Annotated in this window: 23 protein-coding genes; 14 read left to right on the top strand and 9 right to left on the bottom strand. The window is 68.6% G+C overall.

Annotated elements, in window-relative coordinates; translation table 11 throughout:
* Positions 1-50: 50 nt before the first annotated feature.
* Both rpiA and P2T65_RS09845 read left to right on the top strand, forming a co-directional pair.
* Entirely contained in the window at positions 51-752 is a 702-nt protein-coding gene (gene rpiA / locus P2T65_RS09850; RefSeq protein WP_071923601.1) for a ribose-5-phosphate isomerase RpiA, read from the top strand.
* 102 nt (positions 753-854) lie between these two features.
* The gene (locus P2T65_RS09845) at positions 855-1,358 is read left to right on the top strand and encodes a DUF2059 domain-containing protein (protein WP_276199696.1); all 504 of its coding nucleotides are present in this window, start codon (positions 855-857) and stop codon (positions 1,356-1,358) included.
* A 75-nt stretch (positions 1,359-1,433) separates the two neighbouring features.
* Here P2T65_RS09845 and P2T65_RS09840 read toward each other — a convergent pair whose 3' ends face one another.
* From P2T65_RS09840 to P2T65_RS09830, 3 genes are all read right to left on the bottom strand, one after another.
* Positions 1,434-2,936: a tripartite tricarboxylate transporter permease gene (locus tag P2T65_RS09840; protein ID WP_276199695.1), complete on the bottom strand. Its 1,503-nt coding sequence runs from the start codon at positions 2,934-2,936 to the stop codon at positions 1,434-1,436.
* Between the two features lie 12 nt (positions 2,937-2,948).
* Positions 2,949-3,428, bottom strand: coding sequence for a tripartite tricarboxylate transporter TctB family protein (locus tag P2T65_RS09835; protein ID WP_055459020.1), 480 nt, complete (start codon positions 3,426-3,428; stop codon positions 2,949-2,951).
* Between the two features lie 82 nt (positions 3,429-3,510).
* Positions 3,511-4,479 carry a tripartite tricarboxylate transporter substrate binding protein gene (locus P2T65_RS09830; protein WP_055459019.1) on the bottom strand — a complete coding sequence of 323 codons (969 nt, stop codon included), beginning with the start codon at positions 4,477-4,479 and terminating at the stop codon, positions 3,511-3,513.
* A 187-nt stretch (positions 4,480-4,666) separates the two neighbouring features.
* Between P2T65_RS09830 and P2T65_RS09825 the strand changes: the two genes are divergently transcribed.
* The 3 genes from P2T65_RS09825 (at position 4,667) to P2T65_RS09815 (ending at position 8,500) form a co-directional block, all read left to right on the top strand.
* Positions 4,667-5,932 carry an O-antigen ligase family protein gene (locus tag P2T65_RS09825; RefSeq protein ID WP_276199694.1) on the top strand — a complete coding sequence of 422 codons (1,266 nt, stop codon included), beginning with the start codon at positions 4,667-4,669 and terminating at the stop codon, positions 5,930-5,932.
* Entirely contained in the window at positions 5,925-7,286 is a 1,362-nt protein-coding gene (gene gor, locus P2T65_RS09820; RefSeq protein WP_276199693.1) for a glutathione-disulfide reductase, read from the top strand. Before P2T65_RS09825 ends, gor begins: the two co-directional genes overlap by 8 nt.
* A 275-nt stretch (positions 7,287-7,561) precedes the next feature.
* On the top strand, positions 7,562-8,500 hold the full coding sequence (locus P2T65_RS09815; protein WP_145979739.1) for a hypothetical protein: 939 nt from the start codon (positions 7,562-7,564) through the stop codon (positions 8,498-8,500).
* A gap of 67 nt (positions 8,501-8,567) precedes the next feature.
* Here the strand turns inward: P2T65_RS09815 and P2T65_RS09810 are convergent, their stop codons facing one another.
* The gene (locus P2T65_RS09810) at positions 8,568-9,770 is read right to left on the bottom strand and encodes an MFS transporter (protein ID WP_063185650.1); all 1,203 of its coding nucleotides are present in this window, start codon (positions 9,768-9,770) and stop codon (positions 8,568-8,570) included.
* A 351-nt stretch (positions 9,771-10,121) separates the two neighbouring features.
* On the opposite strand from P2T65_RS09810, the gene P2T65_RS09805 reads away from it, so the two are divergent.
* From P2T65_RS09805 to gltX, 6 genes are all read left to right on the top strand, one after another.
* Positions 10,122-11,093 carry a DMT family transporter gene (locus P2T65_RS09805; RefSeq protein ID WP_071924422.1) on the top strand — a complete coding sequence of 324 codons (972 nt, stop codon included), beginning with the start codon at positions 10,122-10,124 and terminating at the stop codon, positions 11,091-11,093.
* A 70-nt stretch (positions 11,094-11,163) separates the two neighbouring features.
* The gene (locus P2T65_RS09800; RefSeq protein ID WP_276199692.1) at positions 11,164-12,549 is read left to right on the top strand and encodes a 3-deoxy-7-phosphoheptulonate synthase class II; all 1,386 of its coding nucleotides are present in this window, start codon (positions 11,164-11,166) and stop codon (positions 12,547-12,549) included.
* A gap of 313 nt (positions 12,550-12,862) precedes the next feature.
* Positions 12,863-13,207, top strand: coding sequence for a diacylglycerol kinase (locus P2T65_RS09795; RefSeq protein ID WP_245280513.1), 345 nt, complete (start codon positions 12,863-12,865; stop codon positions 13,205-13,207).
* Positions 13,208-13,448: 241 nt separating this feature from the next.
* Positions 13,449-14,243 (top strand): class III extradiol ring-cleavage dioxygenase, encoded by a 795-nt coding sequence (locus P2T65_RS09790; protein ID WP_210165987.1) that lies wholly within the window; start codon positions 13,449-13,451, stop codon positions 14,241-14,243.
* A gap of 96 nt (positions 14,244-14,339) precedes the next feature.
* Positions 14,340-16,082, top strand: a complete 1,743-nt coding sequence (locus P2T65_RS09785; RefSeq protein WP_276199691.1) for an NAD+ synthase — start codon at positions 14,340-14,342, stop codon at positions 16,080-16,082.
* Positions 16,083-16,506: 424 nt separating this feature from the next.
* Positions 16,507-17,850, top strand: a complete 1,344-nt coding sequence (gene gltX / locus P2T65_RS09780) for a glutamate--tRNA ligase (protein WP_198300561.1) — start codon at positions 16,507-16,509, stop codon at positions 17,848-17,850.
* Between the two features lie 56 nt (positions 17,851-17,906).
* Here the strand turns inward: gltX and P2T65_RS09775 are convergent, their stop codons facing one another.
* The 4 genes from P2T65_RS09775 to P2T65_RS09760 form a co-directional block, all read right to left on the bottom strand.
* Complete coding sequence (locus tag P2T65_RS09775; protein ID WP_055459009.1) at positions 17,907-18,440, bottom strand: SRPBCC family protein; 534 nt, start codon at positions 18,438-18,440, stop codon at positions 17,907-17,909.
* On the bottom strand, positions 18,437-18,802 hold the full coding sequence (locus P2T65_RS09770) for a metalloregulator ArsR/SmtB family transcription factor (RefSeq protein ID WP_055459008.1): 366 nt from the start codon (positions 18,800-18,802) through the stop codon (positions 18,437-18,439). Before P2T65_RS09770 ends, P2T65_RS09775 begins: the two co-directional genes overlap by 4 nt.
* A 226-nt stretch (positions 18,803-19,028) precedes the next feature.
* Positions 19,029-20,183 carry a DUF2865 domain-containing protein gene (locus P2T65_RS09765; RefSeq protein ID WP_055459007.1) on the bottom strand — a complete coding sequence of 385 codons (1,155 nt, stop codon included), beginning with the start codon at positions 20,181-20,183 and terminating at the stop codon, positions 19,029-19,031.
* 141 nt (positions 20,184-20,324) lie between these two features.
* The gene (locus P2T65_RS09760) at positions 20,325-20,837 is read right to left on the bottom strand and encodes a MarR family transcriptional regulator (RefSeq protein ID WP_055459006.1); all 513 of its coding nucleotides are present in this window, start codon (positions 20,835-20,837) and stop codon (positions 20,325-20,327) included.
* 256 nt (positions 20,838-21,093) lie between these two features.
* Here P2T65_RS09760 and P2T65_RS09755 point away from each other — a divergent pair, with 256 nt between their 5' ends.
* From P2T65_RS09755 to P2T65_RS09745, 3 genes are all read left to right on the top strand, one after another.
* Entirely contained in the window at positions 21,094-22,104 is a 1,011-nt protein-coding gene (locus P2T65_RS09755) for a fumarylacetoacetate hydrolase family protein (RefSeq protein WP_276199690.1), read from the top strand.
* 194 nt (positions 22,105-22,298) lie between these two features.
* On the top strand, positions 22,299-22,691 hold the full coding sequence (locus P2T65_RS09750; protein WP_055459004.1) for a VOC family protein: 393 nt from the start codon (positions 22,299-22,301) through the stop codon (positions 22,689-22,691).
* 390 nt (positions 22,692-23,081) lie between these two features.
* The gene (locus P2T65_RS09745) at positions 23,082-23,603 is read left to right on the top strand and encodes a CreA family protein (RefSeq protein WP_055459003.1); all 522 of its coding nucleotides are present in this window, start codon (positions 23,082-23,084) and stop codon (positions 23,601-23,603) included.
* A gap of 36 nt (positions 23,604-23,639) precedes the next feature.
* Here the strand turns inward: P2T65_RS09745 and P2T65_RS09740 are convergent, their stop codons facing one another.
* Positions 23,640-23,972 (bottom strand): hypothetical protein, encoded by a 333-nt coding sequence (locus tag P2T65_RS09740; RefSeq protein WP_055459002.1) that lies wholly within the window; start codon positions 23,970-23,972, stop codon positions 23,640-23,642.
* Positions 23,973-24,175: the final 203 nt, after the last annotated feature.

The raw sequence follows: 24,175 nt of genomic DNA, 5'->3' as shown, positions 1-24,175 counted from the left end.
GATCGGGCATGCGGCGCACCGGCTGGCGGATTCGGGGCGGATTGTTTGGGATGAATGCCGAAGAGATGAAGCGCGCCGCGGCGGCGCGGGCGGCAGAGCTGGTGCGGGACGGCATGCGCCTTGGCCTTGGCACGGGCTCGACCGCCCGCCATTTCGTTGCCATCCTCGGCGAGAAGGTGCGGGCCGGGCTCAAGGTCGTCTGCGTGCCGACTTCGGAGGCGACGCGCCTGCAGGCCGAGGCGGAAGGCATTCCCCTCACGACGCTCGACGAGACGCCAGCCCTCGACCTCACGGTCGACGGCGCCGACGAACTCGACGACAGCCTGCGCCTCATCAAGGGTGGTGGCGGCGCGCTCCTGCGCGAAAAGATCGTTGCAGCCGCCAGCCGGCGCATGGTCGTCATTGCCGACGGCTCCAAGCATGTGGACGTCCTTGGGCGCTTTCCGCTGCCCATCGAGGTCAACCCCTTCGGGCTGCGCGCGACGCAGGAGGCCATCGCCCAGGTTCTCGCGCAGCGCTGGCCCTCGGCCCCGCTGACCCTGCGGCGGGGGGGCGACGGCAACCCCTTCGTCACCGATGGCGGCCATTTCATCCTCGATGCTGCGCTTCAGCGCATCGAGGAGCCGGAGGCGCTCGCCAGCGACCTTGTCGCCATCCCCGGCGTCGTCGAGCATGGGCTCTTCCTCGGCCTTGCATCCGGCGCCGTTATCGCCACGGAGGCGGGGCTCGTGGAACTTGGCGAGCTTGGCTGAGGCCCGGCAAGATATTGACTTCGAGCGCAGTTCCATCGTTCTGATCGCAGCGATCCGCTCGACATGCGCATGACGCGCGAGGCGCCAGGGAGATACCGATCAATGAAGCGTACAGCCATTCACGTCGCGGCCGCCGCCGCCGTCGCCTTCGCCCTCGCCGGTCCGGTCTTTGCCCAGGACACGGGCAGCATCACGCCGGCCAAGGTCGAGGCCGCGCGCCAGATCGTGACTGGCTCGGGCATGGACCGTTCCTTCGAGGCGCTCGTGCCAACCTTCGCCCAGCGCATCAAGCAAAGCTATGTCACCCGCCCCGAGATCACCAAGGACCTCGACGAGGTGCTGGCGCAGCTGCAGCCCACCATCGAGAGCAAGAAGGCCGATCTGGTGGAGACGGCGGCCAAGATCCTCGCCAGCCGCATGAACGAGACCGATCTCAAGGCTGCCGCCGCCTTCTTCAGTTCCGATGCCGGCAAGGCCTATGTCGCGGCGCAGCCCGCCGTGCTCGACGACCTCTATGTCGCCATGCAGGACTGGACCGGGCGCGTCTTCGAGGAGGCGATGACTCAGGTGCGGGCCGAGATGGCCAAGCGCGGCCACCAGCTCTGAAGTGTCCAAGCGCCAGCGCGAAGGAAACCGGCGGCGCCGCAGTCGCCGGTTTTTTCGTGGCCGCCTTCGGCGTCGTCAGTCTTCGTCGGCCTTGAAGCGCGACAGGCCCCGGAACAGGAGGGGCGCTACCAGCGCCAGTGCCGCGATGGCGAGCAGCGTGGCCGCGAGGGGGCTCTCGATGAGCGCCATCGGGTCGCCCAGGCTGATCTGCAGCGCGCGCCGCAACTGCGTCTCCGCCATCGGCCCAAGGATGAGGCCGACGACCATCGGCGCGATCGGATAGTCGTAGCGTCGCATGACGAAGCCGAGGAGGCCGAAGACCGCGAGCATGACGAGTTCGACGGGCGAGGGGTTGGCGGCAATCGTCCCCATGGCGGCGAAGACGAGGATACCGGCATAGAGCCAGGGCTGCGGAATGGCGAGCAGCCGCACCCACAGGCCGATGAGCGGCAGGTTGAGGATCACCAGCATCGCATTGGCAATGAAAAGGCTGGCGATGAGGCCCCAGACGAGGTCCGGCCGTTCGGCAAACAGCAGCGGGCCGGGATTGAGGCCGTATTGCTGGAAGCCTGCGAGCAGGATCGCCGCCGTTGCCGAGGTTGGCAGGCCGAGTGTGAGCAGCGGCATCAGGGTGCCGGCGGCAGAGGCATTGTTCGCCGCCTCCGGGCCGGCGACACCCTCGATGGCGCCCTTGCCGAATTCCTCCGGATGCTTGGTCAGCCTCTTCTCGATGGTATAGGAGAGGAAGGTCGGTATCTCGGCGCCGCCGGCGGGCAGCGAGCCGATGGGAAAGCCGAGCGCCGTGCCGCGCAGCCACGGCTTCCACGAGCGCTTCCAATCCTCCCGCGTCATCCACAGGGAGCCGCGCACCGGCTCGATCGTCTCGGGCGCGTGCTTCGTGCGTGAGGCGACGAAGAGTGCTTCGCCCACGGCGAAGAGCCCGACGGCGAGCGTCGTCACCTCGACGCCGTCGAGCAACTCCGGCACGCCGAAGGTCAGCCGCGCCTGGCCGCTCAGCGCATCGATGCCGACGAGACCGAGCATGAGGCCGATGAAGAGGCTGGTGAGGCCGCGCAGCGGCGAATCGCCGAAGGTTGCCGACACAGTGACGAAGGCCACGATCATCAGGGCGAAATAGTCGGCCGGTCCGAACTGGATGGCGATTTCGACCAGCCAGGGGGCGAACAGCGCAAGACCGATGGTAGCGATGAGTCCGGCGACGAAGGAGCCGACGGCAGAGGTGGCGAGCGCCGGTCCGCCGCGGCCGGCCTTGGCCATCTTGTTGCCCTCGAGCGCCGTGATCATCGAGGCGCTCTCGCCGGGCGTATTGATGAGGATCGACGTGGTCGAACCGCCATACATGCCGCCGTAATAGATGCCCGCGAACATGATGAGCGAGCCCGTCGGGTCGAGCTTGAAGGTGACGGGCAGGAGCAGCGCCACGGTGAGTGCCGGGCCGATCCCCGGCAGTACGCCCACCGCGGTGCCGAGGAAAACGCCAATGAGGGCAAAGAGCAGCTTCGTCGGCTCCAAGGCGACGGAAAAGCCCTGCGCCAGCGCGAAGACGGAATCGAGCACCGGAGGGGCCTTTCAGAAGAGCCGCTCGATCGGCCCCTGCGGCAGCGACAGGGCGAGCAGCTTTGTGAAGCCGAGATAGACGATCAGGCCGAGCACGACGCCGATGCCGAGATCGGTGGCGAGCGCCCGCCGGCCGAAGCCGCGCGCCGTCAGACCGAAGAGCAGCGCCATGGCGGGAATGAAGCCGCCGCCGGCGCTGATGGTCGCGATCATGGCGGCGATGCCGGCAACGATGGTGAGGACGGCGGCGCGATCACTCGGCTCCGGCGTGGGGACCTCGCCGCGCAGGGTGCTGACGAGGGTGCCGGCAGCGAGCAGGCCGAGGCCGGCCGCCACGGCCCATGAAGCCGCGCTCGGGCCGATGCCGGCATAGCTCGATACCGCCCCCATACCGACGGCGTCCTTGGCGACGAAAGCCGCAAGGACCAGAAGTCCTGCCGCGATGACGAAGCCGACAGGTGCGATCCTGCGGTCCTCTTTTTGTTGCGTCATGCCCTTCCCCGGATGGCCTCCGATGAGGCGAGGCAGCGGAGAAGACCTTTCTCCGCCGCTCTGCCATTGGCGGTCGGTCTCTCTACTTGACGAGACCGATCGACTGCAGCACCTCGGCGACGCGCACCTGCTCGTTCTGGAGGAACGTCGCGAAGGCCTCACCCGAGAGATAGGCGTCGTCCCAATTCTTGGCCTTCAGAGTCTCCTGCCACTGCTTCGACTTGACCATCTTGTCGATGGCCGCGAGTAGCGTCTTCGTCTGGGCCTCGTCGAGGCCGGGAGGCGCCACGACCGAGCGCCAGTTGACGATGGCGAGGTCGATGCCCTGATCCTTCAGGGTCGGCGCATCGAGACCGGGCACGGGCTTTTCGGCGGCAATGCCGATGAGGCGCAGCTTGCCGGCCTTGATCTGGCCCTCGAATTCGCCGTAGCCGGAGACGCCTGCCGTCACCTTGCCGCCGAGGATCGCCGCCAGCGCCTCGCCGCCGCCGGAGAAGGGCACGTAGTTGATCTTGGTCGGATCGACGCCGACCGCCTTGGCGAAGAGACCGACCATGATGTGGTCGGTGCCGCCCGCCGAGCCGCCGGCCCAGGTCACCTTGGCGGGATCGGCCTTCAGTGCCTCGGCGAGGTCCTTCGCGTTCTTGATCGGCGAATTGGCCGGCACGACGATCGCCTGGTTCTCGGCGGTGAGCCGCGCGATTGGCGTCGTCTGCGCGAGGGTCACGGGCGCCTTGTTGGTGAGAATGGCGCCCACCATGACGAAGCCGTTGACCATGAGCTGCGACCCGTCGCCCTTCGCATTCACGAATTGAGCGAGCCCGACGGTGCCGCCGGCGCCCGGTACGTTGACCACCTGCGCGCTCTTGACCGCGCCGCTTTCGGTCAGGGCCGCCTGCATGGCGCGCGCCGTCTGATCCCAACCGCCGCCCGGTGCGGCCGGGGCCATGATCTTCAACTCGAGACTCTGGCCGAGTGCGCCCGTGGACAGGCCCGCGGCCACGAGGAGCGCGGCGACGGCGCCGGTAACCATCTTGTACGAATGGAACATGTGGTTCCTCCCATTTTACGATCTGTTCTTGCTGATCGGACGCAGACGGTATCGGCGGCTTCTTCCCCCATCAAGCGAACATCGCGTCACATTATATCGGAACAATAGCTCCGTCGCGGGCCTTTGCGGCTTTCCCTTTGGCAGGGCTTCTTCTAAAGCCGGACCGTCGCATCTTCGAATCCAGCGAGTGCCCTTCTTGCCTCTCGCCATGCCCGCTCTCCGCGCCGCGCCCTCCGTTCATGCCCGCCGGCTGGAGCTGGCGTCCCTCGTCACGCTGGCGCTGCTGCCGCTGGCGATGGCGCTCGCCAATCGCTCCTCGCCGCTCGTGGTCGGCGTGGCGGCGGCGCTCGCGATTCTCGCGGCGCTCGTGGAGCCGCCGGGCCGGATGCGCCTTTTCCTCGCCTCACGCGCGATCGCGCGTGCGCCGGCGCTCCTCGCCGTCTCCGCCTTCGCGGCCTATGCGGCGGTGAGCATGGCGTGGAGCGTCCTTCCCCGCGCCTCGCTCTTCACCTTTGGCGAGGCGCTGCTGCCCGCCTTCGCCGCGACCGTGGCGGCCATCCTCCTGCCGCGCCGCGTGCCGGGCATCGTCACGGTGCTGGCGGGTGCCGCCTTTGTCGCGGCCTGCTTAGTTGTCATCGGCGATCTCGCCACCGGCCTTGCCGTGCGCCAGAAACTCGGCCTGCGCGCCACGGGGGGCTTCGTCTTCAACCGCAGCATCATCACGCTGCTGATGCTGGCCTGGCCGCTCGGCCTCCTCTGGTGGGAGGGCAGTCGGCGGATTTTGGCAGGCGCCGCTCTGGCCGCCCTGCTCCTCGTGCTGGCCGTCGGCGAATCGGGGGCGGCGCTGATGGGCGCCCTGTGCGGTATCGGCACTTTCGCCATCGCGCTCCTCAGTCGGCGGGTCGCCCTCGCCCTCGTCACAGCCGGGCTCCTGGCCTGTCTCATCATTGCCCCCTTCAAGGGCTCGCTCACGATGCAGCTGCCAGACTCCTTCGTCGCGCTCGTGCAGCAGCGCGGCCACGCTGTCGAGCGCATCGCGCTGTGGCGCAGCTTCGAGGAGGTCGTCCGGCACCGGCCGCTTCTCGGCACCGGCTTCGGCGCAAGCCCGCGCCTTGCCGATGATCCGGTCGCGCAGGAGGTGCCGGAAAACCTGCGCGAGATGCTGGCGATCGGGCATCCGCACGACGCCTTCCTGCAGATATGGGTCGAGCTCGGCGCCGTCGGGGCCGTGCTGGCTGCGCTCGTGATTGCGACCATGATGCGTGCGCTGGCGCACTTGCGGGGGCTGCGGCTGGCTGCTTCGCTCGCGCTCGTGGCCTCCGCCGCCGGCGTCATGCTCGTCGGGCACGGGGCCTGGCAGGGCTGGTGGATCGCGGCTGTGGGCGCCGCGGTCGTCTGGTTCCGGCGCCGTCCGGACAGGGCGGTGCCTTCCAAGGGGGTGGATCATGAGTGATTTCGACGTCGATCTCTTCGTGATCGGTGGGGGCTCCGGTGGCGTGCGCGCCGCGCGCATCGCCGCCGGCCACGGCGCCCGCGTCATGCTCGCCGAGGAAGACCGGATGGGCGGCACCTGCGTCATCCGCGGCTGCGTGCCCAAGAAGCTCCTCGTCTACGCCAGCCGCTTCGCTGGCGATTTCGAGGACGCGGCCGGCTATGGCTGGAGCGTGCCCAAGGCGGCGTTCGACTGGCCGACCCTGATCAAGAACAAGGATGCGGAAATCGCCCGGCTCGAGGGCATCTATCGCACCAACCTCACCAAGGCCGGCGTCGAGATCGTCGACAGCCGCGCCGTGATCGAGGATGCCCACACGGTGCGCGTCCTGAAGACCGGCGCGCGTATCCGCGCCCGCGTCATCCTCGTCGCCACCGGCGGGCGGGTGGTGAAGGTGCCTGCGGTGCCCGGCATCGAGCACGCGATCACCTCCAACGAGGCCTTCCATCTCGAGCGGCTGCCGGAGCGCATCGCCGTCGTCGGCGGCGGCTACATCGCCGTCGAATTCGCGGGGATCTTCGCCGGCCTTGGCGTCGAGACCACCCTGATCCACCGCGGCGAGAAGCTGCTGCGCGGCTTCGACGAGGATGTGCGCGACGCGCTGGGGGAGGCCTATGCGCAGCGCGGCATCAGGCTCTGCCTCGAATGTGGCCTGACGAGCATCGAGAAGATGGACGGCGAACTGCTCATCACCCTTACGGACGGGCGCGAGTTGCGCGTCGACCAGGTCATGATCGCGACCGGCCGCGTGCCCAACACCGAGAAGCTCGGCCTCGAGGAGGCGGGCGTGGCGCTCGCCTCCAATGGCGCCATCGTGGTCGACGCCATGTCGCGGACCAACGTGCCGAGCATCTACGCCGTCGGCGACGTGACGGACCGCGTCAATCTCACCCCCGTCGCCATCCGCGAGGGCCATGCCTTCGCCGATACCGTCTTCGGAAACCGCCCGGCGAGCGTGGACCACAACGTCATCCCGACTGCCGTCTTCTCCTCGCCCGAGATCGGCACCGTCGGCCTCGGCGAAGCCGACGCGCGCCAGCGCTATGGCAATGTCAGGATCTTCCGGTCCAGCTTCCGCGCCATGAAGGCGACCCTGTCGGGGCGCGAGGACCGGGTGCTGATGAAGATCGTCGTCGACGGCGACACCGACCGGGTGCTCGGCGTCCATATCCTGGGGGACGGCGCCGGCGAGATGATCCAGCTCGTCGGCATCGCCGTCACCATGGGCGCTACCAAGGCCGACTTCGACCGCACCATGGCCGTCCACCCGACGGCGGCGGAGGAACTCGTGACCATGCGCACGCCGGTGGCCTGAACGGAAGCCGTAAGCTCGATTCGCCTTCACCTGCGGGGAACGACACCCGCGCTCGCCCGGCGACCGCAACGGGAAGGCGCTGGGCTGCGCTCTCCTGTTGCCGCGCGGAGATCCCTGCCTGAAGCTTTGTTGGCTTGCGTTCATGCACAACGCCATCAAGCGATATATTTCTGATAGTTATTGTCGTGTCGATTTGAGCGACTATGATCCGGTGTTGCTGTTCAGCGATAATTGCGCGGTGCATATATTTTGTTTATTGGAATGGATTGGCTGACATGAATAACCGTATTGCTGGCATGGATGCCGCGGCAGCGAAGCGCCTCGGCAATGTCGTGGCGGAGTTCTCGGATCATGTGCGGAGCGGCGGCGGCGCGCCGGTATTGCCGAGCGTCGTCCGGCAGCGCGTGCGCGAGGCCCGGGCTGGCCAGAATGGCCCGGTGTCTGCGCGCCGGTCGGCAACTCCGGATCGGAATGCGAGACAGGCGGAAACCTTGCTGGCCCCGATGCGGCGGGCGGTGGCGCGCGGCCGTGACGCCCTCGGGTATGCCGGTCCGGTCGTGGCACCAGCGCTCGAACTGGCGGCCGCGAGCGCCTCTCACTGGGCGACGTCAGCCGAAGGACAGGTGAGCCTCGGTCGCGATTTCCTGAGCAACGAGCTGTGGCGCGGTTCCATCCGGCTGCCCGAAGCTCCGCAGAGCGAAGAGGCCGGCGCTTCCGGGCGGCTCGGCGCGTTGGCCGGTCGGGGTACCTACGCTGCCACGACAGCGGGGCGCGCAAAGCTGCTCTTCACATTGCTGGGCAATACGCCGCTGTCCTCGGCAGCCGGCTATGCCTATGCGGTCGGCTGGGGCGTCAATGCGTTGTCCGGCGCGGCGAAGGCATGCGTGGATGTTTCGCAGGACCTGTCCCAGCGGGGTCTGCGGGGCGGGCTGCTGCTCACGCGCGACGCCTTCGCCCTGCTGTCCGCGGGTCTCAATCTGGCGGCGGCGGTCGAGAGTGGATATGCGCAGCGGGCTGCGGATGCCGGGGATGACGCAGGGGCCGTCGGGCATGCGCGCACATCGGCCTTCCTGTGGGGCGGAGGTTCCCTGAGCGGCATCGCTTCGGGCGGGGCTCAGCTCCTGGCTGATTACATCGCGCCTGCACGACCGGCGCCGCGTGAAGCAGCTTCCGCGGCGCCGGATGTCGAGGCGCAGCGGTTGCTCTCCACCTGAGCCGATCGGCGAAAGAGGGGGACGTCCCGGCCTCTGGCCGGGGCGCCCTTCCGATCATCCAGGATCGCTATGGCACCGGATGGTGTGCCGCTGTTCCGGGTGGCGCTTCCAGCACGAGCTGCGCATCGGAGGGCGGGCGCTGCATCATGCGCCAGGCGACGAAGCCGACGAGCATGGCGTGGATGGCGGCGTTATGCACGAAGAGCATGACGTCGCCGAAGAGCGTCATCAGCGTCGCGGCGACGATGGGCCCGACGATGCCGCCGACGCAATAGAGGAACAGGAGGGTACTCGACAGGTGCACGGCCCCCTCCTGCGAGCGCCGGTCGTTGGCATGGGCCGAGATCAGGGGGTAGATGACGGAGGTGGTGAGGCCGAGGGCGAAGGCGAGCGCGTAGAGCACCGCCGTCTCGCCGCGCCCGACGATGACGAGCGCCACCTCGACCACGCAGGCGACGGCCGAGACGCCGAGGATGACGCCGCGCCGATCGACGATATCGGACAGCTTGCCGACGGGATAGGGCGCGGTGGCCGAGCCGAGGATCATGGCGGTCATGAAGCTGGCGACCACGCCGGCGCCGAGGTCGAGCCGCTCCACATAGGCGGGGGCGAGAGACCAGAAGCTGCCGTTGGCAAGGCCGACGAGCAGGATGCCGACGGCGCCGATCGGCGTCGTGCGGAAGAGCTCCAGGATGCGCAGCCGCCCCTTGGCCGGCAGCGGCGGAGCCTCGGCCCGCGTCATGGCGAGCGGCACCAGTGCCAACATGAGGAAGGCGGAGGCGCCGGAGAACAGGCTGAAGGAGCGCGCGCTGTCGAGGCGCAGCAGCTGCTGGCCCGCGGCGGAGCCGGCGAAGTTGACGATGTTGTAGAGGCCGAGCATGCGGCCGCGGTTGCCGTCGTGCGCCTTGGCGTTGATCCAGGCCTCGACGATGGCGTAGAGCCCGGCGAAGCAGAAGCCGACGAGCCCGCGCAGCACCATCCACACAAGCGGCGAGAGGAAGATCGCGAAGCCGAGGCACGCGACCGCCGCGACCGCGGCGAAGGCCGCGAAGGCGCGGATGTGCCCGGCCCGCCGCACGATGGCCGGCGTCACCCAGGTGCCGGCGAGCATGCCGCCGAAATAGACCGAGCCGATGACGCCGACCTCCGTCGGGGAGAAGCCCTCGAGCACGCCGCGCAGCGGCACCAGCGTGGTTAGGAGGCCGTTGCCGGCGATGAGGATGAAAACGGCGAGGAGAACCGGGGACAGGGCAACGATGGCGGTCGGCACGATCGGGTCCGGTGTTCGGGCGGGGCGCGTCGGCGCGCATCTCCAACCTTCGCCAAGAGAGGCGGGAAAGGAAAGTGCTTCGTCGACGCTGCAGTCATTCAACCAGGGCAGGGCGTCCCGGGCCTTGCGGGCCGCGACAGGCGAACGATCATCCTGCGCGAATGTGGCAGCGCACGGGCGGCGATCGGCCCTGCCGCGCCGCATATCCTGCTGCGGATGGGCGTCGATTTTGCGCAAAATGCTTTGCCGATGCGCGATTTTTCCGTCCCGAAGGCACGGAGGGGCGCCGGCAAGCCTGTCTTGGCAGGCGCCGCGTCGCCGCGCCGCAGCGCAAAGAAGCAGCATCGCACCATGATCATCGGACTTCTGGCCGGGCTCGCCGCCGGCGCCGTGTGGGGGCTCGTCTTCGTCGGTCCGGCGGCGGTGATGCCCTATACCAGCCTCGACCTCACGGTCGCGCGCTATCTCGCCTTCGGCATCGGCTCGCTCGTTCTGATGCTGACGGTGCCCCGCTGCCGGGCGGGCATCGTGCCGCGGCGGGATGCGGGCGCCGGGCTCGTGCTCGGCCTCACCGGCTATGTCGTCTACTACCTTCTGGCCGCCGGCGCGGTGCAGCTTGCAGGGCCGGCCATCCCGCCGCTCGTCATCGGCTCGCTGCCGGTGGTGCTGGCGCTCGTCGGCAACTGGCGGGAGCGGACGGTGCGCTGGCGGACGCTCGCCATGCCGCTCGGGCTGATCCTCGCCGGCCTCGCGCTCGTCAATATCGCGACGCTCGCCGGCGCGGACAGCGCCGCTTCGCGCGCCAACGTCGTTCTCGGCTGCCTGTGCGCCCTCGGCGCCGTCGCCGTGTGGACGATCTACGCCCTCGTCAACGCCCGCACCTCGCGGGCGCTCGCCGGCGACGGCGTCTATGCCTGGACGAGCCTTCAGGGCGTCGGCTCGCTCGTTGGCGTGCTGCCGCTCGTGCCGCTCCTCACCGTCGACGGTTGGTCGAGTGTGCCGCAGCTCGGCCTCTTCAATGCCGACGGGCTGCGCCTCGTCCTGTGGGCGGTCCTGCTCGGCATGGTCAGCTCCTGGGTCGGTGCGGTGCTCTGGATCATCGCGGCGCGGCGCCTGCCGGTGGCGTTCGCCGGGCAGCTCATAGTCTCGGAGACGGTCTTCGCGCTCGTCTACGGCTTCCTGTTTGAGGGCCGCTGGCCGACGCCCGGGGAGGTGGGCGGCGCCGGCCTCCTCATGCTCGGCGTCTTCGCGGCGGCGAGTGCCTTCCGCCGTGCGGAGGAGGGCAGCAAAGACGCTCGCCTTGTCGCGGACTGTCAGCTATAAGCGCCACCTCTGTTGTGGCACGATGGAGGGAGCCTGACGGCTTTCCCTGTACTTGTTGGGAGTTGGTGAGATGACCGAGCGGTGGACGCCCGCAAGCTGGAGGAAGATGCCCATCCAGCAGGTGCCTGTCTATCCGGATGCCGATGCTCTCGCGGGCGTCGAGCAGCAGCTTGCCGGTTTTCCGCCGCTCGTTTTTGCAGGGGAAGCCCGCCGGTTGAAGCGCGACCTCGCCAAGGTCGCGGCCGGCGAAGCCTTCCTCCTGCAGGGGGGCGACTGCGCCGAGAGCTTCGCCGAGCATTCCGCCGACAACATCCGCGACTTCTTCCGCCTCTTCCTTCAGATGGCGGTGGTGCTCACCTTTGCCGGCGCCTCACCGGTTGTGAAGGTCGGCCGTGTCGCCGGCCAGTTCGCCAAGCCGCGCTCGGCGCCGACCGAGAAGGTGGGCGACACCGAACTGCCGAGCTACCGTGGCGACATCATCAACGGCATCGAGTTCACGGAAGAAAGCCGCACGCCGGATGCGCGCCGCCAGCTCATGGTCTACCGCCAGTCGGCGGCGACGCTGAACCTCCTGCGTGCCTTCGCCGGCGGCGGCTATGCCAACCTGCAGAACGCCCACCGCTGGATGCTGGGCTTCGTGAAGGACAGCCCCTCGTCGGGCCGTTATCAGGAACTCGCCGGGCGCATCACCGAGGCGCTCGATTTCATGCGCGCCTGCGGCATCGATCCGGAGTCGCATCCCGAGATGCGCTCGACCGATTTCTACACGAGCCACGAGGCCCTGTTGCTCGGCTACGAGGAGGCGCTGACGCGCGTCGATTCCACCTCGGGCGACTGGTACGCGACGTCGGGCCACATGGTATGGATCGGCGACCGCACGCGCCAGCCCGACCATGCGCATGTCGAATACTGCCGCGGCATCAAGAACCCAATCGGGCTCAAGTGCGGCCCGTCCCTGAAAGCCGATGAGCTTCTGCGCCTCATCGACACGCTCAACCCGGACAACGAGGCGGGCCGGCTCACGCTGATCTGCCGCTTCGGCGCCGATAAGGTGCTGGAGCACCTGCCAGCCCTCGTCCGGGCCGTGAAGGAGAGCGGGCGCTCGGTCGTGTGGTCGTGCGACCCCATGCACGGCAACACGGTCAAGGCCGGCAACGGCTACAAGACCCGGCCCTTCGACCTCATCATGCGCGAGATCAAGGGCTTCTTCGACGTGCACCAGGCCGAGGGCACGCACGCCGGCGGCATTCACCTCGAGATGACGGGCAAGAACGTCACCGAATGCACCGGCGGCGCCCGCGCCCTGACGGACGAGGACCTGCACGACCGCTACCACACCCATTGCGACCCGCGCCTCAATGCGGAGCAGGCGCTCGAGGTGGCCTTCCTCGTCGCCGAGCGGCTGAAGCGCGAGCGTGCCGCGCGCATCATGCCGCATGTCGAGGCGGCCGAGTAAGGCTCAGTCACGAGAAAAGGCAAGGGCGGCCCCGGGGCCGCCCTTGCCTTTTTGGAGACGAAGGAAGTGGCGCAGCGCCGCGAGACATGTGGTTGCGCCCGCTCGTGTCCGGTCGAGTCGGCGGGCGGGTTCATCGCCGCGAAGGGGACGGGCGGCGTCCTCCGGCGTTCGGCCTGATCGTCGCGCCCATGGCGATGGGGGTGAGACCGCTCGCCACGCGCGGTCAGCTGGACGCGGCCGCCTGAGGAGGCTCCCCGCGGGAACTGCCGGCTGACGGCCGGCGTTGACGCAGGGGCAATTGGGAGGCGATGCCGTGGCGTTCAAGAATTCCTGGAGCGGTCTCAAGGTCGCCTTCCGCAACGACCGCAACGTGCGCATCCTCGTCGCGGCGCTGCTGGCGGCGGTGCCGCTGTCCCTTGTCGTGGGTTTCTCGCCCCTCGTTTCCGCGGCGCTCATCTGCGTCGTCGTGCTGGCGCTCGCCGTCGAGCTTCTCAACACGGCGATCGAGGAACTCGCCGACCACGTCACCCCCGAGCACAATCCCGACATCAAGCGCACCAAGGACTTCGCTTCGGCCGCGGTGTTCCTGACGCGTCTGCTCGCGGCCTTTGTCTGGGGCGCGACGCTGGTCGAGCGCGCCGTCTTCGGCATCTGGTAGGGCCAGCCCGCAAACCATGTCTTGCGCCGCTGCAACGGCGCGGGGTGGCCGACGGCGCTATATTCAATCCCGACGGTCGGGTCGCACCATCGTCATGGCCGGGCTTGTGCCGACCGTCCACGCCCTGGACGTTGCGGGGCTATCAAGGCGTGGGTGCCCGCGACGAGCGCGGCCATGACGAGAGAGGAATGTCGTTCTCCGAAGCCGTTAGCAAAGAACAAAGAGGCCCAAGGAGCCGCCGATGCCGGATGCCACCCTGATGCCGACGCTCTTCCTGTCGCACGGCGCGCCCAACCTCGTGCTGCACAACACCGAGGCGCACCGTTTCCTCAAGGCCTTCGGCGCCGCGTTGCCGCGCCCGCGCGCCATCCTGGTCGCCACGGCGCATTTCATGACGTCCGCTCCTACCCTGACGGCCGATGCCCGGCCCGAGACGATCTACGACTTCGGCAATTTCGAGCCGGAACTGTTCCGGATGACCTATCCCGCGCCGGGCGACCCGGCGCTCGCGGCGCGGGCCGCGGCGCTCCTTGGCGAGGCGGGGCTCGCAGCCGGCACCGTCGCGGGCAGGGGCTTCGATCACGGCACCTGGGTGCCGCTCACGCTGCTCTATCCCGCGGCGGACATTCCGGTCGTGCAATTGTCCGTCCAGCCGCGCTCCGGGCCGGCCCATCACCTCGCCCTGGGCCGCGCGCTCGCGCCGCTGCGCCGGGAGGGCGTGCTCGTCGTCGGTTCCGGGGCGCTGACGCACAACCTGCACGAGTTGTTCGGGCGCGGCTACGCGCTCGATGCACCGGCGCCCGACTGGGTCTCGGCCTTCGGCGAATGGATGCGCGCGGCGATCGAGGAGGGGCGCACCGACGATCTCCTCGACTATCGCCGCAAGGCCCCCTTCGGCCTCGAGAACCACCCGACGGAAGAACATCTCCTGCCGCTCTTCGTCGCCATGGGCGCTGCCGGCGAGGCGCGTGGCGAGCGCGTGCACGCGAGCGCGCAGTATGGCGTCCTCATGATGGACGCCTACCGGTTTGGCTGAAGGCCGCGCCGGAGGGCCTGCCCCGCCGTGTACCGCGCATCCCTGTTGCGCCTTGCCGCCGTTGCCGGGCAGGCGCGGCCGCGCTAAATCGAAGGCATGACGACACCCATCGATCGCTTCCGTCTCGCGCTCGCCCAATTGAACCCAATCATGGGCGACATCGCGGCCAATCTCGCCATGGCGCGCAAGGCGCGTGCCGAGGCCGCCGCCATGGGGGCGGATGTGGTGATGTTCACCGAGCTGTTCCTTGCCGGCTATCCGGCGGAGGATCTCGTGCTCCGTCCTGCCTTCCAGGACGCCTGCAGACGGGCCTGCGAGGATCTTGCCCGCGACACCGCCGACGGCGGCCCCGCCGTCCTCGTTGGCCTGCCGTGGAACGAGGACGGCAAGGTCTACAACGCCTATGCCGCGCTCGATGCCGGCGCCGTCGCCGCCGTGCGCTTCAAGGTGGACCTGCCCAACTACGGCGTCTTCGACGAGAAGCGCGTCTTCGCCGCCGGGCCCCTGCCGGGGCCTGTCAGCCTGCGTGGCCTGCGCCTCGGCCTGCCGATCTGCGAGGATATCTGGGGTGAGGAGGTGGTCGAGTGCCTCGCCGAGACGGGTAGCGAGATCCTGCTCGTGCCCAACGGCTCGCCCTACTGGCACGACAAGATGCTGGAGCGTTACAACATCGCGGCCGCCCGCGTCACCGAGACGGGCCTGCCGATGGCATACCTCAACCAGGTCGGCGGCCAGGACGAACTCGTCTTCGACGGCGCCTCCTTTATCCTCAACGGCGATGCGAGCCTCGCCGGCCAGTTCAGGGCCTTTGCCGAGACCGTCGCGCTCACCGAGTGGCGCCGCGAGCCGGGAGGCTGGCGCTGCGTCGCGGCTCCGCGCGAGCTGGTGGAGGAGGGCGAGCAGGCGGACTATGCCGCCTGCGTGCTCGGCCTGCGCGACTATGTGGAGAAGAGCGGCTTTCCTGGTGTCGTGCTCGGCCTGTCGGGCGGCATCGATTCCGCGCTCTGCGCCGCGATGGCCGTCGATGCACTCGGCTCGGAGCGCGTCCACTGCATCATGCTGCCCTACCGCTACACTTCGAGCGAGAGCCTCAATGACGCCGCAGCCTGCGCGAAGGCGCTCAACGTGCGCTACGACATCCTGCCCATCGCCAGCGCGGTGGAGGGGCTGGAGGCGGCCCTCGCACCGCTCTTCGCTGGCACGCCGCGCGGCGTGACCGAGGAGAACCTGCAGAGCCGGGCCCGCGGCACCATGCTCATGTCCGTCTCCAACAAGTTCGGTGCCATGGTCGTGACGACGGGCAACAAGTCGGAAATGTCGACTGGTTATGCCACGCTCTACGGGGACATGAACGGCGGCTTCAACCCGATCAAGGACCTCTACAAGACCGAGGTCTATCGCCTCTCCGCCCTGCGCAACGGCTGGAAGCCGTCTGGCGCCCTGGGGCCGGACGGCGAGGTCGTGCCGGCCAACATCCTCGTCAAGGCGCCGACGGCGGAATTGCGCGAGGGGCAGAAGGACCAGGACTCGCTGCCGCCCTACGACATCCTCGACGATATTCTGGTCGGGCTCGTCGAGGAGGAGCTGCGCGTCGCCGAGATCGTCGCGCGCGGGCACGACGAGGCGACGGTGAAGAAGGTGGAGCGCCTGCTCTACCTCGCCGAATACAAGCGTCGGCAATCGGCCCCGGGCGTCAAGGTGACGCGCCGCAACTTCGGCCGCGACCGGCGCTACCCGATCGTCAATCACTTCCGCGACACCGGCGCGCCGGCGCACGTGCCGGAAGCGGGCATGGACCGGGCAAGGGGCGCGGCCCGTGCCGACGCCATCGATTTTTAAGGGGCAGGGACGGTCCGCGCCGGCAGCATCATGGCCTCGGATCGTCATGGCCGGGCTCGTCATCGCAAGTCGGGCTCGCCCGACTTGCGAGATCCTAAAGGAGACGCAACGCGCCTGCGCGTTGCTGTTGCCATCCACGCTTCCCACGTCGCGCATCGTGTCAAGGCGTGGATGCCCGCGACGAGCGCGGGCATGAAGGTGGGGGACAGTTACGCAAATGGAACGTGAAGAGCGTGGTACAACCTCCCCGTTCGTCATGGCCGGGCTCGTCCCGGCCATCCACGCCTTTCCGCCTTGCGCAACGTCAGGGCGTGGATGCCCGCGACGAGCGCGGGCATGACGATGGCGAAGTCCAATATTTGATATAAGCCACTTGTCCTGCCGTTCGCTTCGAGCATTGCGGCGGCAAGCCTATAAGGTCCATCTGATGCCCGCTCCCGTCGTCCGCTTCGCCCCTTCGCCCACCGGTCGCCTGCACATCGGCAACGCGCGCACGGCGCTGCTCAACTATCTCCTGGCGCGGCGGGAGGGGGGGCGTTTCGTCCTGCGCCTTGACGATACCGATCTCGCGCGCTCGACGCGGGAATTTGCCGACGGCATTGTCGAGGACCTCGCCTGGCTCGGCATTGTGCCGGACGTCACCGTGCGCCAGTCGGAGCGCACGGCGCTCTACGATGCGGCGGTGGACAGGCTCATCGCCGCGGGCCGCCTCTACCCCTGCTACGAGACGCCGGAAGAGCTCGAGCGCCGCCGCAAGCGCCAGCTCGGCCGTGGCCTGCCGCCGGTCTACGACCGGGCCGCGCTGAAGCTGACGGCGGAGGACAAGGCGAAGCTGGAGGCCGAGGGGCGGCGGCCGCACTGGCGTTTCCTGCTCGAACACCGCGTCGTCCACTGGAACGACCTCGTGCGCGGCGACAGTCACGTCGACTGTGCCTCCCTCTCCGACCCCGTGCTGCGGCGCGAGGACGGCACCTATCTCTACACTTTGCCGTCCGTCGTCGACGATCTCGACCTCGGCATCACGCATGTGGTGCGTGGCGAGGACCATGTGACCAACACCGCGGTGCAGATCGAGATCATCGAGGCGCTGGGCGGCACGGTGCCGGCCTTCGGCCACCACAACCTGCTCACCACGGCGAGCGGCGAAGGGCTGTCGAAGCGTCTCGGCCATCTCTCGCTCAAGGGTCTGCGGGATGGCGGTCTCGAGCCGATGGCTGTTGCGAGCCTTGCCGTGCTCGTCGGCTCGGCGGAGTCTGTCAGGCCCGTCGCCTCTCTCGACGAACTCGCCGGTCTTGCCGATCTCGGCCGCCTGTCGCATGCGCCGGCCAAGTTCGACGAGGCCGAGCTCGACGGCCTCAATGCCAGGCTGCTGCACGCGATGCCCTACGATGAGGCCCGGCCGCGTCTGGCGGCGCTCGGGGTCGGTGGCGGCGCCGCCTTCTGGGAAGCGGTGCGCGGCAACCTCGTGCGCCTGGCGGATGTGGCGACGTGGTGGGAGGTGGTCGCCGGCGAGATCGCGCCCGTCGTGACGGACGCGGCGCTCGTCGCCAAGGCGCGCGCCCTTCTGCCGGACGAGCCGTGGGACGGGGCGACTTGGAAGGGCTGGACGGATCAGGTGAAGGCCGAGACCGGTGCCCGGGGCAGGGCACTCTTCATGCCGCTCAGGCAGGCGCTCACCGGCCTCGACCACGGGCCGGAACTCGCGGCGCTGCTGCCGCTCATCGGCCGGGACAAGGCGGCCGCGCGGCTCGAGGGCCGCACGGCCTGACGAAGGCTCCTGTCGGGCCCGGACCCCGATCGGATTGCATCTCGTCGCGATGGGCTTCAGGCGGGCAGCCGGCGGTCGTAATCCTGCTGCAGGCGCTGCCAGCTGTCCCAGAACGGTGTGGGTTCCGTGCCCGAAGCGCGGGCGACCAGAATGTCGAGATGCATGTGCCAGCCGGCGCTGACCTTGAGCAGGCTCGAGCGGTCGGGCAGCCGGCGGTGGGTGACGGTGAGCAGCACCGCCTCGCCTTGCGGCTCGAGTTCGAAGGTGACATCGCCGCTGCCGTTCCAGGTGAAGGATAGTCGGCGGGGCGGATCGACCTCCGTGAGGCGGCTCTGCATCCGGTGCTCTTCCGAATAGCCGGATGGCCGCTGGCCCGGCGGATCCGTCAGCTCATCGTTGCGCCAGACGAACTCGAAGGGCGCGCCGACCCTCATTTCCATGTCTCCGGCCGCGAGCCAGCGGCGCCTGAGGTCGCTCTCCGTAAGATAGGCCCAGATGCGTTCCACTGGGCCCGGCAGAAGACGCTGGATTTTGAGCGTGGCCGGTTCGGTCAGCATGCCATAGGCGTCGAGGGTGGCTTGCTCGGTCATTGTTCCTCTCCTTCGGGGGTGGGGGAGCGGCCGGCGTCCTCCGCGCGCAGGAGCATCTCGAGCACATCGAGACGTCCTGTCCAGAAGCGCTCGTAGAAGCTCAGCCAGTGATGGGCGCTGGCGAGCGGCCCGGGATCGAGGCGGCACACATGCGTGCGGCCCCTGATCTCGCGCCGGATGAGCCCGGCATTCTCGAGCGCCTTGATATGTTTCGAGGCCGCTGCGAGCGAGATGGCGAAAGGCTCGGCGAGCTGGCCGACCGTGCGTTCGCCGCCGGCAAGCGCGTGCAGCATGTGCCGGCGCGTAGCATCGCCGAGAGCGTGGAAGACGGTGTCGAGTTGGGGGGCGTTTAATTCAACCATATGGTTGAATATAGGGTACGTAGATTAACTGTCAACCGAAAGGTTGAATGATATTGCGTCGGTCCGCTGGAGCATGCGTGCCCCTTGTTGGTGTCTGTGCCTTGAAAAGTCGCGCAAGCTGAAAGGCGTCGATGCCCGCGACGAGCGCGGGCCTAACGGACTGCCCCAAAACCGGGCCTGCCCCAAGGCCATACATGCCCCAAGGGCAGGGGCAGGGTAGGCAGTCCTACCTGTTCGGCACCGGCCCTTCGACCTTTGGCACGGCGACGACGTTCGGGGCAACGATGCGCACGCGGGTGCGCACGCCGTCGGGGCGGGTGACGTCCTGCGTGGGACCCTCGTGCTGATCCACCGTCGGCCCGGTGTCCTCGATGGCGCCGGCATCGATGCCCGACGATTCGCTCGAGCCCGTGGGCAGGGCGCTCGCCGATTCGCCCGCTTCTTCTTCCGCATCCGCCGGCTTCTTGGCCTCTTGCGTGCGGCTGCGCTGCGGCGCCTCCTGCTTGGGCCGCGACAGTTCCTCGGCCTTCTCGGCCGTGACGATGATGTCGCCCTTGCGGCCCTCGATCATTTGCTCGGCCCGCTGCAGCACCTCGGCCCAGGTCTCGTTCTGGCTCTTGCAGCTGCAGGCCGGGTCGAAGGTCTTCTTGTAGCGGCCGGCGTTGGGCATCGCCGTGTAGGGCTGGCCGGACCAACTCGCGGCCTGCTCGATGGCGCCGCCCTGCGGCATGAAATAGAGATCGGTCGCGGCGCCGGGACACAGCGCCTGGCACATGCTGCGTCCGCCCTCGCGCCCGCCGGGGCTCGCTCCGAGCGGGAAAAAATAACCGTCGCAGGTGCGCACGCAGACGGCGCGCGAGCCACCGAAGCGCTGAGCCTCGTCGAGGGGTACCTCGGTCATCTCGGGCACCGGCTCATCCGGGGGCAGGCCGCCACCGAAGAGGCTTTCGAAGAAGCCGCGCGGGCGCCCACCCGGCTGACACTCGCGGGCGATCATCCCTTGCAGGTGTCGGCGACGCTGCTCGACGCCCGGCCCGCCGCCGAGACGGTCGGCGGTGGCCAGCAGCTGCTCGAGATTGTTCTCCATCTGTCTGATGCGGCCGGCCAGGCCGTTGCACTCGGGCGGCGGCGCATCGCCGAAGAACAGGAAGCGGCCCCGGCTGCAGCCGAGCTGGTCGAAATAGGCGCGCGTGCGGTCGAGTTCCTGCCGCTGGCGCCGAGCCGCCGTCTCGTACTGGCGCGCACGAGGGTCTGGCCCCGCCTGCAGGGAGGCGAGTTCGGCCCGGTAGCGGTCGCAGACCGGCGATTGCGCGAGTGCGGAGGTGGCGGCGACGACGAAGACGACGGTCGCAACAGCGAACTTCAGTGAGCGAGCAACCATCGATCCTTCTCGGGGCGGCGGGACAGCGGACGTGGAACCGGCGAATTAGGACAACGAGACATCGACCAAAGTGTGTCGCGGCGCCGTCTGGAGCCATGCGGACGGCGGCGGGCACTCGTCAATGGCTTAGCCGAGCGCGTCTCACTGATCAATCGCCGGCGGCTCTTCGTGCAGGGCGGCGCAGCGCTGCATGAGGTGCTCGATGACGCGGCCGAAGGCGGCGAGGTCCTCCTGCGGGACGCCGTCGGTCAGCCGCTCCGCGAAGCCGAGCGCGATCGGCACGATGGCAGCATAGGTTTCCCGGCCCTCGCGCGACAGTGAGACGAAGGCCTCGCGCCGGTCCTCCTCGTTGGAGCGCCGGTCGATGAGCCCGCGCTCGTCCAGCGCGCTGATGGCGCGTGACACCTTCGTCTTGTGCATGCGGCTGTGGCGACCGATGTCGCGCGCCGTCATCTCGTCATACTCGCCGAGCGTGGCGATGACGCGCCACTCGGGGATGCCGAGCCCGAAGGTTTCCGCATAGCTCTCGGCCAGCGCCTCGGCCACCAGCTGGGCCACGACGTTGAGCCGGTAGGGCAGGAAGGTGGAGAGCGCGAGCCTGACCTGCCTCGCAGGCGAGGCGGTGGCCGCCGGATCCGTCGAAATCGCTTTCATGTGCTACAGGTCGTTGCCTCTTGCCGGTCGCCCGTCCGCTGGTCACGCGCGCAGCATACAGCGTTCGTCCGCTGCCTCTTTGCGCAGTCCGAAAGATCTGAGGATTTGATCGAATACCCGAGATGGCGGGCGCTGCAAAGCTCGGCAAGGCGTGCAGCACGAGAGACACGGCGCGCACGGCGCCGAACCGGGTTAAGCTGTGCATCCGCAAGAAGCCGCGTCGGCGACGGTTCTCGCCGGGGAGGAAACGAAGCAGATGAAACTCGCCTCGCTCAAGCACGGCCGCGACGGCCGCCTCGTCGTCGTCTCGAAGGATCTCACCCGCGCCACCGATGCCTTTTTCATCGCTCCGACCCTGCAGGCGGCGCTCGACGACTGGGAGCGCGCCGCGCCGCCCCTCGCGGATCTCGCCGAGCAGCTCGAGCACGGCTCGGTGCCCGCCTTCCGCTTCCACGAGCATGATTGCGCGGCGCCGCTGCCGCGCGCCTTCCAGTGGGCGGACGGCTCGGCCTATGTCAATCACGTCGCACTGGTGCGTCAGGCGCGCGGTGCCGAGATGCCGGCGTCGTTCTGGGAAGACCCGCTGATGTACCAGGGTGGCTCCGATGCACTTCTTGGCCCGCGCGAGGCTATCGTGGCGGCTGACGAGGCTTCGGGCATCGACTTCGAGGCGGAGGTCGCCGTTGTCACGGGCGACGTGCCGATGGGCAGCAATGCGGCGGCGGCGCGCGGGCTCATCCGGCTCGTCATGCTCGTCAACGACGTCTCCCTGCGCGCCCTCGTGCCCGGGGAACTCGCCAAAGGCTTCGGCTTCTTCCAGTCGAAGCCCTCGTCCGCCTTCTCGCCGGTGGCCGTGACGCCGGACGAACTCGGCCCGGCGTGGGACGGCGGGCGGCTGCATCTTGCCCTGTCCTCCTACGTCAACGGCAAGGCCTTCGGCTGCCCGAACGCCGGCGAGGACATGACCTTCGATTTCCCGACGCTGATCGCCCATGCCGCAAGGACGCGGCGCCTCGGTGCCGGCACCATCATCGGCTCTGGCACGGTGTCGAACCGGGACCGCGACGGCGGGCCGGGGCGCCCTGTCGCGGACGGCGGGCGCGGCTATTCCTGCATCGCCGAGCAGCGCATGGTGGAAACGATCCTCCGCGGCGAGCCGCATACGCCCTTCCTGCGCTTCGGCGATACCGTCCGCATCGAGATGCGCGATGCCGCCGGCCATTCCATCTTCGGAGCGATCGAGCAGCAGGTCCGCGCGCCGGATTGATCGCTCGGGCGCTGTGCAACGCAGGCTCCGGGACAGTTACTGTCGGTTGCATCGGCTAAAGCGCGCGAGACTGGCGGCGGACGAACTCCGCCGGTCCCGCCGACGGTGCGCGCAAATCCGCAACCGCGATCAAGCCCGGTGCGCTAGAGCGTCCATGCACCGGCATCCTGCCGACCCATAAGCGAGGAGACGACATGCTGAGCCACGTCACGCTGGGAACGTCCGATATCGAACGCGCCAAGGGCTTCTACGACACCGTGCTCGCGGTGCTCGGCATCGCATGCCAGTTCGACGAGCGCGCGCACGGCTGGCTCGGCTATGCTGCCGGCCCGGAAAGCCTCCCGCAGTTCTGGATCGGCCGGCCGATCGACGGTCGCGTGCCCACCGTCGGCAACGGCGTCACGGTTGCTTTCGCCGCGTCCTCGCGGGTCATGGTGGATGCGTTCCACCGCACGGCTCTCGGGGCGGGCGCGAGCGACGAAGGAGCACCCGGTCTCCGGCCTCACTATCACCCGGACTACTACGGGGCTTACATCCGCGATCTCGACGGCCACAAGATCTGCTGCGTCTGCCACGCACCCGCCTGAGGCGGGACGAGCCTCTGGCGCGGCTGGACGGGGAAGGCGGTCGGTAGCGGCCGCGTCACCGTCAGTTGCGGGCCGGCGGAGCGCTGGTGCGGCACGAGTGCGAGGCCGGCGGCTGCAATGACGCTGGCGGCCAGGCAGAGAATCCATTCTGCCCGTGCAACACGCCGCGGCGATACGATCTCGAACGTTCCCGTCATGCATGGCTCCTTGGCTGCTTGAGGGTCATTCTGCCTGCCTCCCGTCCGCAGGGCTAGCGTCTCTGAGGCAGAAAATCAAACAAAATCAATAGTTTAGATTTTTTCCGATGTGATTCTGCGATGGCGTCGGCAGAGGCTGGTGCGGGGCGGATGCGCTGCCCATATGATCCTGCAGTTCTGCAGGAGGGCATGCATGGCGTTTCGTCGGTTTCTCATGGCAGCCGCGGCGGGTGCGGCGGTGATCGTCGCGGCCGCGGTGCCAGCGCGGGCGGACGGCCCCGACCTCATCTTCAAGAAATCGACCGTGTGGAAGATGCTGACGCCGGACGACAAGCTCGCCGTCTATGGCATCGACGACCCCGTGGCCGATGGCGTTGCCTGCCACTACACCTTGCCCGAGCGCGGCGGCGTCAAGGGCATGTTCGGGGTCGCCGAGGAGGTGTCGGACATCTCCCTGTCGTGCCGGCAGGTGGGCCCGATCAGCTTCAAGGGCAAGTTCGAGCAGGGCGAGGTCGTCTTCAGCGAGCGCCGCTCGCTCGTGTTCAAGCGCATGCAGATCGTTCGCGGCTGCGACGTCAAGCGCAACGTGCTCGTCTATCTCGTCTATTCCGACAGGATCATCGAGGGTTCGCCGAAGAACTCCACCTCGAGCGTACCCATCATGCCCTGGGGCGACAGCGAGGCGCCGCGCTGCGCCGACTGGCTGAAGAGCTGACGCTGGCCCGGCTTGCCAGGACCGCAGGCGTCCCGCTCAGGGCGCGACCGAGCAGGTGATGGAGACGGACGGGGCGCCCCGGCGGCTCGTCACGGCCACCTCTTCCTTCAGCGAACCGGTTGCCTCCCGGCGGTCGACCACACCGAAATGCGTCGCGCGGGCGTAGCCCTGGGCCGTGCACCAGGCCTGCGCCACGCCGGCCGCGCAATCGTCGCCCGTGGCGAGGCATTCTGCGACGCCGTAGCCGTCGCTCGCCGGGATGATGAACGTCGCCTCGTCCGCCGGCTGTGCCGTCACGGCGGCGGGCAGGAGGAGGGCGAGCGCGATGAGGTGGGCGGCAAGACCGGTCAGGACGAAGGCGCGGCGCATGGGGACGTGTCTGTTGTCGGCGACGGTGGGTTGGGACGAGGCCCGAAGGCACTCTCCATGATGAAGCTGAACAAAGCCTGAAAGTTCCGTGGGGCGAGGTGCGCCGCCGCACAGCGGAGTGCGGGCCGCGCATTCACGGCGGAGGTCTCTTGACGGATTCTCGCCGAAAAGGCAAACATCACGGCCATGACGACGGCCACCGC

It is taken from the genome of Chelatococcus sp. XZ-Ab1 (assembly GCF_029309855.1).
In the GTDB taxonomy this organism is placed as follows: Bacteria; Pseudomonadota; Alphaproteobacteria; order Rhizobiales; family Beijerinckiaceae; genus Chelatococcus_A; species Chelatococcus_A sambhunathii.
The sequence above is the reverse complement of the archived record's forward strand: the minus strand, read 5'-3'. Positions and strand labels throughout refer to the sequence as shown.